Origin of the sequence: Escherichia sp. KTE114 (assembly GCF_000407765.1) — a bacterium.
Taxonomy (GTDB): Bacteria; Pseudomonadota; Gammaproteobacteria; order Enterobacterales; family Enterobacteriaceae; genus Escherichia; species Escherichia ruysiae.
The window spans coordinates 2,767,064-2,781,295 of record NZ_KE136626.1 but is presented as its reverse complement, the minus strand read 5'-3'; the positions used below and the strand labels follow the sequence as shown (position 1 = coordinate 2,781,295).

At 51.8% G+C, this 14,232-nt stretch carries 11 protein-coding genes; 9 read left to right on the top strand and 2 right to left on the bottom strand.

Annotated features, from left to right (window positions below; all coding sequences use genetic code 11):
* The first annotated feature begins 147 nt into the window (after positions 1-147).
* Positions 148-1,104 carry a VirK/YbjX family protein gene (locus tag WC5_RS07910; protein WP_016231646.1) on the top strand — a complete coding sequence of 319 codons (957 nt, stop codon included), beginning with the start codon at positions 148-150 and terminating at the stop codon, positions 1,102-1,104.
* Here WC5_RS07910 and WC5_RS07915 read toward each other — a convergent pair.
* On the bottom strand, positions 1,101-2,759 hold the full coding sequence (locus WC5_RS07915; protein ID WP_000599824.1) for an ATP-dependent endonuclease: 1,659 nt from the start codon (positions 2,757-2,759) through the stop codon (positions 1,101-1,103). The two genes, WC5_RS07910 and WC5_RS07915, sit on opposite strands and share 4 nt — an antisense overlap.
* A gap of 423 nt (positions 2,760-3,182) precedes the next feature.
* On the opposite strand from WC5_RS07915, the gene aqpZ reads away from it, so the two are divergent.
* From aqpZ to hcr, 5 genes are all read left to right on the top strand, one after another.
* Positions 3,183-3,878, top strand: a complete 696-nt coding sequence (aqpZ, locus tag WC5_RS07920) for an aquaporin Z (RefSeq protein WP_010347562.1) — start codon at positions 3,183-3,185, stop codon at positions 3,876-3,878.
* Between the two features lie 232 nt (positions 3,879-4,110).
* On the top strand, positions 4,111-5,136 hold the full coding sequence (locus WC5_RS07925; protein ID WP_016231645.1) for an IS110 family RNA-guided transposase: 1,026 nt from the start codon (positions 4,111-4,113) through the stop codon (positions 5,134-5,136).
* Between the two features lie 593 nt (positions 5,137-5,729).
* Positions 5,730-6,629 (top strand): L-lysine exporter LysO, encoded by a 900-nt coding sequence (gene lysO, locus WC5_RS07930; protein WP_000491125.1) that lies wholly within the window; start codon positions 5,730-5,732, stop codon positions 6,627-6,629.
* Between the two features lie 143 nt (positions 6,630-6,772).
* Positions 6,773-8,425 carry a hydroxylamine reductase gene (gene hcp, locus WC5_RS07935; RefSeq protein ID WP_000458802.1) on the top strand — a complete coding sequence of 551 codons (1,653 nt, stop codon included), beginning with the start codon at positions 6,773-6,775 and terminating at the stop codon, positions 8,423-8,425.
* A gap of 11 nt (positions 8,426-8,436) precedes the next feature.
* Positions 8,437-9,405: an NADH oxidoreductase gene (hcr, locus tag WC5_RS07940; protein ID WP_000178639.1), complete on the top strand. Its 969-nt coding sequence runs from the start codon at positions 8,437-8,439 to the stop codon at positions 9,403-9,405.
* Positions 9,406-9,447: 42 nt separating this feature from the next.
* Here the strand turns inward: hcr and WC5_RS07945 are convergent, their stop codons facing one another.
* Positions 9,448-9,882 (bottom strand): DoxX family protein, encoded by a 435-nt coding sequence (locus WC5_RS07945; protein ID WP_000258530.1) that lies wholly within the window; start codon positions 9,880-9,882, stop codon positions 9,448-9,450.
* 151 nt (positions 9,883-10,033) lie between these two features.
* On the opposite strand from WC5_RS07945, the gene poxB reads away from it, so the two are divergent.
* From poxB to WC5_RS07960, 3 genes are read left to right on the top strand one after another with little or no spacing between them, the layout of a single operon-like run.
* The gene (gene poxB, locus WC5_RS07950; protein ID WP_000815333.1) at positions 10,034-11,752 is read left to right on the top strand and encodes a ubiquinone-dependent pyruvate dehydrogenase; all 1,719 of its coding nucleotides are present in this window, start codon (positions 10,034-10,036) and stop codon (positions 11,750-11,752) included.
* Positions 11,753-11,789: 37 nt separating this feature from the next.
* Positions 11,790-12,791, top strand: coding sequence for a low-specificity L-threonine aldolase (ltaE, locus tag WC5_RS07955; RefSeq protein ID WP_000566423.1), 1,002 nt, complete (start codon positions 11,790-11,792; stop codon positions 12,789-12,791).
* 10 nt (positions 12,792-12,801) lie between these two features.
* On the top strand, positions 12,802-14,232 hold the full coding sequence (locus tag WC5_RS07960; protein WP_001136575.1) for an SDR family oxidoreductase: 1,431 nt from the start codon (positions 12,802-12,804) through the stop codon (positions 14,230-14,232).

Here is a 14,232-nt window from a genome sequence, read left to right as displayed (position 1 = left end):
TATTCTGAATACTCCATATGCCAATCCGGGTCATCAACTTCAACGAAATATCAACAAAACCCTAAAATTTACGTTAGTAATCACACTATTGATGTTTGGTTAAGATACGCAATAGTGAAATCGGCGTCATGTATAACCATTGATTTCATGAATATGTCGCAGCTAACTGAACGGTCCTTTACGCCATCTGAATCTCTCAGCAGCCTGTCTCTTTTTCTTAGTCTGGCACGCGGACAGTGTCGACCAGGTAAATTCTGGCACCGACGTAGCTTTCGTCAGAAATTTTTGCTGCGCTCGTTGATTATGCCGCGCTTAAGCGTTGAGTGGATGAACGAACTATCCCACTGGCCTAATCTCAATACGCTGTTAACACGCCAGCCGCGACTGCCTGTTCGTCTGCATCGCCCTTACCTTGCCGCCAATCTTAACCGTAAGCAATTACTCGAGGCGCTACGTTACCATTATGCATTGCTGCGTGCGTGTATGTCGGCAGAAGAATTCAGCTTATATTTGAATACCCCCGGCCTGCAACTGGCGAAGCTGGAAGGCAAAAACGGCGAGCAGTTCACGCTTGAGCTGACCATGATGATCTCAATGGATAAAGAAGGTGACAGCACAATCCTGTTCCGTAATAGTGAGGGTATTCCTCTGGCGGAGATCACTTTTACCCTGTGTGAATATCAGGGGAAAAGAACGATGTTTATTGGCGGACTGCAAGGTGCGAAATGGGAAATTCCGCATCAGGAAATCCAGAATGCGACGAAAGCCTGTCACGGGCTATTTCCAAAACGCCTCGTGATGGAAGCGGCCTGCCTGTTTGCCCAACGTTTACAGGTAGAGCAGATCATTGCCGTCAGTAATGAAACGCATATTTACCGCAGCCTGCGTTATCGCGATAAAGAAGGCAAGATCCATGCTGATTACAACGCTTTCTGGGAATCGGTTGGCGGCATATGTGATGCTGAACACCATTACCGCCTTCCGGCACAGATAGCACGAAAAGAGATTGCCGAAATCGCCAGTAAAAAACGAGCTGAATACCGTCGGCGCTATGAGATGCTCGACGCCATTCAGCCACAGATGACAACAATGTTTCGCGGTTAATCTGCCCGACCGCGCGCCAGCCACAGCACGCGTGAAAACATTTTTTTCAGCAGCGTCGGCACGGACTCCACCCCACGACGTCCGGCCTCCATTGCCACTTCAATGGCGAGATCGGGTTTGGAAGAGCGATGGATCGCCTTCGAGATAATTTTGCGCAGATTCATCGGCACGTTTTCCGGGATTTGCGCCACACGATGGAACACATCGGAAAACCCCTGGCGATACATAAAATGTTCCATATCCAGCGCCGGTAACGCCGTTAAATGTTCTCGTTCAGCTTCCCGATCGTTATTCAGCAGGCTGCGCACCGTAGCGGCATATTTCTTCCCGGCTTCATCGCCATCGACCAGCACATGCCATTCAATCCCCATCCGCCGGGCAAATTTGACCAGCGGTTTTAGCCCGGACTGGGCAAATTCAATGACCTTAATCCCTTCGGCATCGAAATGATGCCCGCATTGACGCGCCAGTTCGTTAATAACCCAGGTTTCTGTTTCCCCTTCCACCAGCAGCCAGCAACGGGCAAACAGCGATGACGGACGGTTAAAACGAATATGAAAGGAGATGCGTCGGCTGTCTTCGGTACTCAAGCCACTCGGCCCCAGACGCCAGGCGGCAACGCGAGAAGATTCACGCACCAGGCGGCAAACATGTTCTACCGGCGTTAACGAAAGCAGTTCGCCAGAGTTGGTGGTAGCAATACGCTGCAATGGCAGAAGATTCAGCAGATGCCAGGCAACTGAAAGCATAATGGGGTGTAAACGGGTTTCTGGATCTTCTATCAGCAATAATGGACGGGCGTCTTTATCCAGCCGCAATGTCCCTTTTGCCTGCAATAAAGTGGCAAACAGGCCGAGCAAAATAACCCGATACGAACGACCTCCGGGCCGATCAATCATCCGGTTGATGATATCCAGATAGCGCCAGCTTCGTTGTTCATTGCTGGCTCGCCGCCGCATTAAACGATATCTCGCCTGTCCGGCTCCCTGCTCGGAGAAATAATGCTCAAGCAATTGCACCATTGCCGAAAGTCCCTGCCGAATCTGCCCATCAGAGAGATTTTGTGGATGCGAGGATAACTCACGGGCGAGAAAATCGAGCTGGCGTGCGGTGACTTCCACATTGGGGACATTTGGCACCGTGCCACTACGAATACGGCGCATAAAGCGGGCATCACGCAAGCGCAGCACTGGCATTAAACGCACCAGATGGCGTGCCTGATCGTTAATATCCTCGACATCAATTGGATGTCCGTCTTTATCGAGAAAACTGCGGAGTGTCATTACGCTGCCGTCTTCCGCACTCTCCCCTTCCAGGCGATAAAAAATACGGTGATAACCATCGGCGCACGGCGTCCAGCACGCTTCCAGCGGACGATAGCGGCGCACCCGATGCCGGCCTGGCAGCGATTCACGGAAGGTCAAAATGATATGCAGATGATGTTCCCGCCCATTGATATCTCCCGTCGGAAACCAGAAATCGTCGCGCTCAAAATGGTAGAGATCTGACTCTGGCGATAACAGCAGGGTTAAGGCATCCAGCAAGCTGGATTTACCCCACGCGTTCTCCCCAATCAGGACATTGTTTTGTTCCAGCATCAATGACAATCGGTTAATGCCGCGAAAACCCACAATTTCAACGCGCTCAAGAATCATATCCCCTCCAGAAATATGTTATTTATCTTTTACTCCGGCAGTATAACGAGAAAGGCCGTGGCAATACGTGATGTCATCACAATTAAGCATGGCAAATGTCTGAAAAATGAGCGAATAATTGTGTTATGCCACCTCTTGACGCTCTCCCTGAAAAAACAATGAAATCAAATAATTACATTATGAATTATTTTTATTACCTCCAAAGGCTTAATTCAGTTGTTTGCACTACAATGTCAATCAGGCAAATGACTATATGAGGGAACTGACTATTGCCCTAAATCAAAATTACTGGATTTATTTATCTGGCGAATGAGTCGCCTTCGTTTTTAAAATACCCACGCATTATTTCTGTCGTCACTTTTTTACGACGACCCTATAAAACGACCATATTTTTCACAGGGTCAATTTTTAATTGAGGTGGATATGTTCAGAAAATTAGCAGCTGAATGTTTTGGTACTTTCTGGCTTGTATTTGGTGGCTGCGGTAGCGCAGTGCTGGCGGCGGCGTTCCCGGAATTAGGCATTGGTTTTGCTGGTGTCGCGCTGGCTTTTGGTCTGACCGTACTGACCATGGCCTTCGCTGTTGGTCATATTTCTGGTGGTCATTTTAACCCGGCTGTCACTATTGGTTTATGGGCAGGCGGTCGTTTCCCGGCAAAAGAAGTCGTTGGCTATGTGATTGCCCAGGTTGTCGGCGGTATTGTTGCGGCGGCACTGCTGTATTTAATTGCCAGCGGCAAAGCTGGATTTGACGCGGCAGCCAGCGGTTTTGCTTCTAACGGTTATGGCGAGCATTCACCGGGCGGTTATTCCATGCTTTCTGCACTGGTGGTTGAACTGGTACTGAGTGCGGGTTTCCTGCTGGTGATCCACGGTGCAACTGACAAATACGCTCCGGCGGGTTTTGCACCCATTGCCATTGGTCTGGCATTAACGCTGATTCACTTAATCAGTATTCCGGTAACTAACACTTCCGTTAACCCGGCGCGCAGTACTGCGGTTGCCATCTTCCAGGGCGGTTGGGCACTAGAACAACTGTGGTTCTTCTGGGTGGTGCCAATTGTCGGCGGTATTATCGGTGGTCTGATTTACCGTACTCTGCTGGAAAAACGTGATTAATTAGCATTGGCATTTTATCTGCCCTGATTGTTTTATCTTCGACGTTACAAACCGCACGGGTGTTGGTGGCGTCAAAATCGCTGAAGCGTTCCCCGAAGGCCGGGGCAGCCCACATGGATGTGGGCTGAGGGCGCGTTTTACAGGGATAATGAGATGGACGCTCCAGATTTTACGGTATCAAAGTACCAGACTGGATCGTTGCAATACGTCCTGAAAAATTAGGAGCGTCCACATGAAAGTATCAACTCTTGGTATCGACCTGGCAAAGAACGTTTTTCAGCTTCATGGTGTCGATCATGAAGGCCATACTATTTTGCGTAAAAAGCTCACCCGGGCTAAGTTTGTTCAGTTTGTGATTCAACTGGAACCTTGTCTGATTGGCATGGAAGCCTGCTCATCCAGTCATTATTTTGCGCGATTATTCACCCGCTATGGTCATGAGGTAAAACTCATACCTCCGCAGTATGTGAAGCCTTATGTGAAAACGAACAAGACGGATGCAGCAGATGCTGAAGCAATCTGCGAAGCGGTAACCCGTCCGAATATGCGTTTTGTTCAGATAAAAACCGAAGAGCAGCAGGCCGTTTTAGCGTTACACACTGAACGGGGAATACTTATCCGTGAGCGGATTGCCTGTGCCAATAGTTTAAGAGCCACACTTGCTGAGTTTGGTATTACGATTGCGGCCGGACAAAGCCATTTAACCCGTGAGCTGCCAGCCATTCTGGAGGATAGCGAAAATGGTTTATCTCCCTTTGTCAGAACCAGCATCTACAGACAGTCTAAACATATCCGGGAACTTGAAGAACAAGTTAAACAGGTAGAAGAAGCTCTGGCCTCCTGGTATAGAACGCAGGAAGCCTGCCAGAGAATGGCCAAAATCCCGGGGGTTGGCATGCTAACGGCCACTTATGTGGTAGCAGCAGTGGGTAATGCCCGACAATTCAGTACCGCAAAGCAGTTCGCTTCATGGCTGGGGCTGACACCAAAGGAACATTCCAGCGGCGGGAAACAGCAACTGGGAGGGATCAGCAAACGTGGAGATGGATATTTCCGATACCTGCTGGTTCACGGCGCACGCGCACTTACCGCCTGGGTCAACCGAAACGGCGCGGTTGAGGAGAATTCCTGGCTTCAGGGACTCCTTGAGCGGAAGCACTACAATGTAGCTGTTGTCGCCATGGCGGCAAAAACAGCGAGGATCATGTGGTCAATGTTGTCACACCATACTGAATATCAACCTCGGCAGCTCGCCTGACACAAGGTCAGTCAATCTGACGAGGTGCTGAAAAAAAGTTAACGTCCTGGTAGGTGCAGGTGACTTCAGAAGATGGCAAAACAGGTAAGACCGCAGGCAGGATACACCGAGAGGTAACAAGGGCAAGTTAGCCCGTAGAGGATGATTGGTACCTGCCTGGCGGATTTCATCATGGTTCGGGATAAAAATCCCATCAGAAACCGGATATATGGCTGCACCTACCCGTTTTATTACATAACTGAAGAAAGCATTGCATTCCGGGAGCGTCCATATACGTTACCTCGCGCCCGACCCGGTAGCCGAAGGGGATAAGCTGAAGGCACCGCGCAGCGGCGATTTTGTTCGCCAGAGCCCGGGGGTGCAGGGGGCGGTGGCGACTGGTCGCCCCCTGCGCGCTCCTTGCGCCAGTGGCTTTATATGGCATTGCACATGAAAGGAGCGCAACAATGTTAAACTCTCAAATAGAATTAACCTAAACGTAGTCCCCTTCTGATGAATAACGTTTCCTTTTAATTGCAACTTTACTCATCCTTCTGCTTTCAGTAGTGTGTCATCGCGCATTTCGACTTCTTCTTTGCAAGGACTGAGTTTTCATGTTTTCTGGGCTGTTAATCATTCTGGTTCCCCTGATTGTGGGTTACCTCATTCCGCTTCGCCAAAAAGCTGCGTTAAAACGCATTAATCAGCTATTAAGCTGGATGGTCTATCTCATTCTCTTTTTTATGGGTATCAGTCTGGCGTTCCTTGATAATCTCGCCAGTAATTTGCTGGCGATACTGCATTATTCCGCCGTCAGCATTACCATTATTTTACTCTGCAATATTATTGCGTTGTTGTGGCTGGAGCGCGGTCTGCCGTGGCGTAATCACCACCAGCAAGAAAAACTTCCGTCACGTATTGCGATGGCGCTGGAGTCGCTAAAACTGTGCGGCGTAGTCGTAATTGGTTTTGCCATTGGCCTTAGCGGATTAGGTTTCTTACAACATGCTACTGAAGCCAGCGAATACACATTAATTCTGTTACTTTTCCTCGTCGGTATTCAGCTACGCAATAATGGCATGACCTTAAAGCAGATTGTCCTTAATCGCCGGGGAATGATTGTCGCTGTGGTGGTGGTTGCCAGTTCTTTAATTGGTGGCTTAATTAATGCCTTTATTCTTGATCTCCCCATCAATACCGCGCTGGCAATGGCCTCCGGTTTCGGCTGGTATTCTCTTTCCGGTATTTTGTTGACTGAATCTTTTGGCCCGGTAATCGGGAGCGCGGCGTTTTTTAATGATCTGGCACGTGAGCTGATCGCCATTATGTTAATCCCCGGCCTTATCCGTCGCAGTCGCTCAACGGCACTGGGTTTGTGCGGTGCCACATCAATGGATTTCACCCTGCCCGTGCTTCAGCGGACAGGCGGGCTGGAGATGGTTCCAGCGGCGATTGTTCACGGTTTTATTCTTAGTCTGTTAGTGCCAATTCTGATCGCCCTTTTCTCTGCGTAATACCTCTCTGGCGGTAGATCCCTGCCGCCAAAATTGCGCTAAATCAATCTCCCTTAAAGTTGCATGAAAAACCCCTTTTATCCCGTCTTGAAGAGTCTTAACCTTAAACATGTATATTAAATATAACTTTAAAAGGTGTGATCATGTTTTGTGTGCAATGTGAACAAACTATCCGTACTCCGGCAGGAAACGGCTGCTCATACGCGCAGGGGATGTGTGGTAAAACGGCGGAAACCTCTGACCTTCAGGATTTACTCATCGCGGCGCTGCAAGGGCTTTCTGCCTGGGCAGTAAAAGCGCGTGAATACGGCATCATCAACCACGACGTTGACAGCTTCGCGCCACGCGCATTTTTCTCAACCCTGACCAACGTTAACTTCGATTCTCCGCGTATTGTCGGCTACGCCCGTGAAGCGATTGCCCTGCGCGAGGCGCTGAAAGCACAATGCCTGGCTGTAGATGCCAACGCCCACGTCGATAACCCGATGGCGGACTTACAACTGGTGAGCGACGATCTCGGCGAACTGCAACGTCAGGCGGCAGAATTTACCCCGAACAAAGATAAAGCGGCGATTGGCGAAAACATTCTCGGCCTGCGTCTGCTTTGCCTGTATGGCCTGAAAGGTGCGGCGGCCTATATGGAACACGCACACGTTCTCGGTCAATATGACAACGATATTTACGCCCAGTACCATAAAATCATGGCATGGCTGGGAACCTGGCCTTCCGATATGAACGCACTTCTCGAATGTTCAATGGAAATCGGCCAGATGAACTTCAAAGTGATGAGCATTCTGGATGCAGGCGAAACCGGTAAATACGGTCACCCGACGCCAACTCAGGTCAACGTGAAAGCGACGGCGGGTAAATGCATCCTGATTTCCGGTCACGATCTCAAAGATCTCTACAACCTGCTGGAACAGACCGAAGGCACGGGCGTTAACGTCTACACCCACGGCGAAATGCTGCCAGCGCATGGCTATCCGGAACTGCGTAAATTCAAACATCTGGTCGGTAACTACGGCAGCGGCTGGCAAAATCAACAAGTTGAGTTCGCTCGCTTCCCTGGCCCCATCGTGATGACCTCTAACTGTATCATCGACCCAACCGTCGGCGCTTATGACGATCGTATCTGGACCCGCAGCATTGTTGGCTGGCCGGGCGTGCGTCATCTGGATGGCGAAGATTTCTCTGCGGTTATCGCCCAGGCGCAACAAATGGCGGGCTTCCCGTACAGCGAAATTCCGCACCTGATCACCGTTGGTTTTGGTCGCCAGACGCTGCTTGGCGCGGCGGATACGCTGATTGATCTGGTGAGCCGCGAAAAACTGCGTCATATCTTCCTGCTTGGCGGCTGTGACGGCGCGCGCGGCGAACGTCACTACTTCACTGATTTCGCCACTAGCGTGCCGGATGACTGCCTGATCCTGACTCTCGCCTGTGGTAAATATCGCTTTAACAAACTGGAGTTTGGCGATATCGAAGGCCTGCCGCGTCTGGTGGATGCCGGTCAGTGTAACGATGCTTATTCAGCGATTATTCTGGCGGTAACGCTGGCAGAAAAACTGGGCTGCGGTGTCAACGATCTGCCGTTGTCGCTGGTGCTCTCCTGGTTTGAACAGAAAGCGATTGTCATTCTGCTGACGCTGCTTTCTCTGGGCGTGAAAAATATCGTCACCGGCCCGACTGCACCCGGCTTCCTGACCCCAGATCTGCTGGCGGTGCTGAACGAGAAATTCGGCCTGCGTTCTATCACCACTGTTGAAGAAGACATGAAGCAACTGTTGAGCGCGTAAGGAGTTTGTCGATGACGATGCCAACGAATCAATGCCCGTGGCGGATGCAGGTTCATCACATTAAGCAAGAAACGCCGGATGTGTGGACGATTTCCCTGATTTGCCACGATTACTACCCATATCGCGCCGGGCAATATGCACTGGTCAGCGTGCGTAACTCAGCGGAAACGCTGCGTGCATACACCATTTCCTCCACGCCAGGCGTGAGTGAATACATCACCCTGACAGTGCGGCGGATTGATGACGGTGTCGGTTCCCAGTGGCTGACCCGCGACGTGAAACGCGGTGACTATATCTGGCTTTCGGACGCAATGGGGGAATTTACCTGCGACGATAAATCTGAAGATAAATTCCTGTTACTGGCGGCAGGCTGCGGCATCACGCCGATTATGTCGATGCGTCGCTGGCTGGCGAAAAATCGTCCGCAGGCAGATGTGCAGGTGATCTACAACGTGCGTACGCCGCAGGACGTTATTTTTGCCGACGAATGGCGCAACTATCCGGTGACGCTGGTGGCGGAAAATAACGTTACCGAAGGCTTTATCGCTGGTCGTCTCACTCGCGAACTGCTGACTCGCGTTCCTGACTTAGCTTCACGTACCGTGATGACCTGTGGCCCGGCTCCGTATATGGATTGGGTAGAACAGGAAGTGAAGGCGCTTGGCGTGACACGCTTCTTTAAAGAGAAATTCTTTACGCCAGTGGCGGAAGCGGCGACCAGCGGTCTGAAATTCACCAAACTGCAACCGGCGCAAGAATTTTACGCACCGGTTGGCACCACGCTGCTGGAGGCGCTGGAAAGCAACAAAGTTCCGGTTGTCGCCGCCTGCCGTGCGGGTGTTTGCGGCTGCTGTAAGACGAAAGTGGTTTCCGGTGAATATACGGTGAGCAGCACAATGACGCTGACCGACGCCGAAATCGCCGAGGGTTACGTACTGGCCTGCTCCTGCCATCCGCAGGGGGATATGGTTCTCGCCTAAAGTTTAATGCCCGGCAAACTTAGCCGGGCATTTTTTAAAGAATTATCGCCAGGCAGAATTACCTGCCACGGCATAACGCCCGGCACCAAGAAAAGCGACGGCCAGAGCTGCAATAAAAAAATATACCAGACTTTCGATCGCCCACGCGCCGGTTTTATCCAGCATCCCTGTTTTTCCCATTCCCACCATCAACCACGCCACGACCATTGTCAGGGCGATAACCAATGCGGCAGGTCGCGTCAAAATACCTAATATAATCAATATCGGCGCAACCACTTCCCCAATCAGTACGCCGTAGGCAATAAATCCAGGAAAACCTTTTGCAACCAGCATTCCACTAATACCGTCAATTCCGGCAAATAACTTATGTATCCCGTGGAAAAGCATCAATCCTCCCACCGCCAGGCGTAACAATAATTTGCCAAAATCCTCGTGCGTCAGCATCCGGTTCACTGCATTTAACATTGGTGTAACCATCTGAATTAACTCCCTTTATCTTAAAAAGATCATTCGCATCAGCCTTGGCGATTCCCGGATTAAAAGCAACAGAAATATCAGTATTCAGCCAGCGCAACAGGCAGCATCTACTAAACTTGTTACCGTTATCACATTCAGGAGACGGAGAACCATGAAACAAACGGTTGCAGCTTATATCGCCAAAACGCTCGAATCGGCAGGCGTGAAACGCATCTGGGGAGTCACGGGCGACTCACTTAACGGCCTTAGCGACAGCCTGAATCGCATGGGCACTATCGAGTGGATGCCTACCCGCCATGAAGAAGTCGCGGCCTTTGCCGCTGGCGCTGAAGCCCAGCTTTCGGGAGAACTGGCGGTCTGTGCCGGATCGTGCGGCCCTGGCAATCTTCACTTAATCAACGGCCTGTTCGATTGTCATCGCAATCACGTTCCGGTACTGGCGATTGCCGCTCACATCCCTTCCAGCGAAATCGGCAGCGGTTATTTTCAGGAGACCCACCCGCAAGAGTTATTCCGCGAATGTAGTCACTATTGCGAGCTGGTTTCCAGCCCGGAGCAGATCCCACAAGTGCTGGCGATTGCCATGCGCAAAGCGGTGTTAAACCGTGGCGTTTCGGTTGTAGTGTTACCGGGCGACGTGGCGTTAAAACCTGCGCCAGAAGGGGCGACCACGCACTGGTATCATGCGCCACAGCCGGTAGTCACACCGGAAGAAGAAGAGTTACGCAAACTGGCGCAACTGCTGCGTTACTCCAGCAATATCGCCCTGATGTGCGGCAGCGGCTGTGCGGGAGCGCATAAAGAGTTAGTCGAGTTTGCCGGGAAAATTAAAGCGCCTATTATTCATGCCCTGCGCGGTAAAGAACATGTCGAATACGATAACCCGTATGATGTTGGAATGACGGGATTAATCGGCTTTTCATCGGGTTTTCATACCATGATGAACGCCGACACGTTAGTGCTGCTCGGCACGCAGTTCCCCTACCGCGCGTTCTACCCAACCGATGCCAAAATTATTCAGATTGATATCAACCCAGCGAGCATTGGTGCGCACAGCAAGGTGGATATGGCACTGGTCGGCGATATCAAATCGACTCTGCGTGCATTGCTGCCGCTGGTGGAAGAAAAAACCGATCGCAAGTTCCTCGATAAGGCGCTGGAAAATTACCGCGATGCCCGCAAAGGGCTGGACGATTTAGCTAAACCGAGCGAGAAAGCCATTCATCCACAATATCTGGCGCAGCAAATTAGCCATTTTGCTGCCGATGACGCCATCTTTACCTGTGACGTCGGCACGCCAACAGTATGGGCAGCGCGTTATCTGAAAATGAACGGCAAGCGTCGCCTGTTAGGTTCGTTTAACCACGGTTCGATGGCTAATGCTATGCCACAGGCGCTGGGTGCTCAGGCGACGGAGCCGGAACGTCAGGTGGTCGCCATGTGCGGCGATGGCGGTTTTAGCATGTTAATGGGCGATTTCCTCTCAGTAGTGCAGATGAAACTGCCGGTGAAAATTATCGTCTTTAACAACAGCGTGCTGGGCTTTGTGGCGATGGAGATGAAAGCCGGAGGCTACCTGACAGACGGCACCGAACTGCACGACACCAACTTTGCCCGCATTGCCGAAGCGTGCGGCATTACGGGTATTCGCGTGGAAAAAGCGTCTGAAGTCGATGAAGCCCTGCAACGCGCCTTCTCCATCGATGGCCCGGTGCTGGTGGATGTGGTGGTTGCCAAAGAAGAGTTAGCCATTCCGCCGCAAATCAAACTTGAACAGGCCAAAGGATTTAGCCTGTATATGCTGCGGGCAATCATCAGCGGACGCGGTGATGAAGTGATCGAACTGGCGAAAACAAACTGGCTAAGGTAAAAAGGGTGGCATTTCCCGTCATAAATAAGGACATGCCATGATTGATTTACGCAGTGATACCGTAACCCGACCGAGCCGCGCCATGCTCGAAACGATGATGGCCGCCCCGGTTGGGGACGACGTTTACGGAGACGACCCTACCGTTAATGCTTTGCAGGACTACGCCGCAGAGCTTTCCGGTAAAGAAGCCGCCATCTTTCTGCCGACCGGCACCCAGGCTAACCTGGTCGCTCTGCTCAGTCACTGCGAACGCGGCGAAGAGTATATTGTCGGTCAGGCCGCGCATAACTATCTGTTTGAAGCTGGTGGCGCAGCGGTGCTGGGCAGTATTCAGCCGCAACCCATCGACGCGGCTGCCGACGGCACGCTGCCGCTGGATAAAGTGGCGATGAAAATCAAACCCGACGATATTCACTTCGCCCGCACCAAATTACTCAGTCTGGAAAACACCCACAACGGCAAAGTGCTGCCGCGTGAATATCTGAAAGAAGCATGGGAATTTAGCCGCGAGCGTAATCTGGCATTACACGTTGACGGTGCGCGCATCTTTAACGCCGTAGTGGCTTACGGCTGCGAACTGAAAGAGATCACGCAATATTGTGACTCGTTCACCATTTGTCTGTCGAAGGGTCTTGGTACGCCAGTCGGTTCGTTACTGGTCGGCAATCGTGATTACATTAAACGCGCCATCCGCTGGCGGAAAATGACCGGCGGCGGGATGCGCCAGTCCGGCATTCTGGCTGCCGCCGGGATGTATGCGCTGAAAAATAACGTCGCACGGTTGCAGGAAGACCACGACAACGCCGCCTGGATGGCGGAGCAGTTGCGTGAGGCAGGCGCGGATGTGATGCGTCAGGACACCAATATGCTGTTTGTCCGCGTCGGGGAAGAAAATGCTGCCGCGTTAGGCGAATACATGAAAGCGCGAAACGTACTGATCAACGCCTCGCCGATTGTCCGCCTGGTGACGCATCTTGACGTCTCGCGTGAACAACTGGCTGAAGTTGCCGCCCACTGGCGCGCTTTCCTGACGCGTTAAGGAGAGAGACGTGCCGCAACGCATTTTAGTTCTCGGTGCCAGTGGCTACATTGGTCAGCATCTGGTGCGCACACTCAGCCAGCAGGGGCATCAGGTTCTGGCGGCGGCACGTCACGTCGACAGACTTTCGAAGCTGCAACTGGCTAATGTCAGTTGCCATAAAGTCGATCTTAGCTGGCCGGATAATCTTCCGGCACTATTGCAGGATATCGATACCGTCTATTTTCTGGTGCACAGCATGGGCGAAGGCGGCGATTTTATCGCGCAGGAGCGCCAGGTGGCTCTCAACGTCCGCGATGCGCTGCGCGAAGTGCCGGTTAAGCAATTAATTTTTCTCAGTTCACTGCAAGCCCCGCCCCATGAGCAATCGGATCATCTGCGCGCTCGTCAGGCTACAGCGGACATACTGCGTGAAGCGAATGTACCGGTTACCGAATTGCGTGCCGGAATTATCGTCGGAGCCGGGTCAGCAGCGTTCGAAGTGATGCGTGATATGGTTTACAACCTGCCAGTGTTAACGCCGCCACGCTGGGTACGTTCACGCACCACGCCCATCGCGCTGGAAAACCTGCTGCACTATCTGGTGGCGCTGTTGGAGCATCCGGCCAGCGAACATCGGGTATTCGAAGCCGCCGGACCAGAGGTGCTCAGCTATCAGCAGCAGTTTGAACATTTTATGGCGGTGAGCGGTAAACATCGCTGGTTGATTCCAGTCCCCTTCCCCACCCGCTGGATTTCGGTGTGGTTTCTCAATGTGATTACCTCCGTTCCCTCTACTACTGCCAAAGCGTTGATTCAGGGGCTGAAACACGATCTGCTGGCGGATGACACCGCGTTACGCGCGCTCATCCCACAACCGCTGATCGCCTTCGATGACGCGGTACGTCACACCCTGAAAGAAGAAGAAAAACTGGTTAACTCCAGCGACTGGGGATACGACGCTCAGGCTTTTGCCCGCTGGCGACCAGAATACGGTTATTTCGCCAAACAGGCGGGGTTTACCGTTAAAACTTCCGCCAGCCTTCAGGCTTTATGGCAGGTGGTGAATCAAATCGGCGGTAAAGAACGTTATTTCTTTGGCAATATTTTGTGGCAGACCCGGGCGCTAATGGATCGCGCGATAGGTCACAAACTGGCGAAAGGTCGCCCCGCACGGGAATATCTGCAAACGGGCGATGCGGTGGATAGCTGGAAAGTGATTGTCGTCGAGCCGGAAAAACAACTTACCCTGTTATTTGGCATGAAAGCGCCAGGACTTGGGCGACTGTGTTTTACGCTGGAAGATAAAGGCGAATATCGCACTATTGATGTACGCGCCTTCTGGCATCCTCACGGTATGCCAGGGTTGTTTTACTGGCTACTGATGATCCCCGCGCATCTGTTTATTTTTCGCGGCATGGCAAAACGAATCGCCAGACTGGCAGAACAAAGCACAGATTAA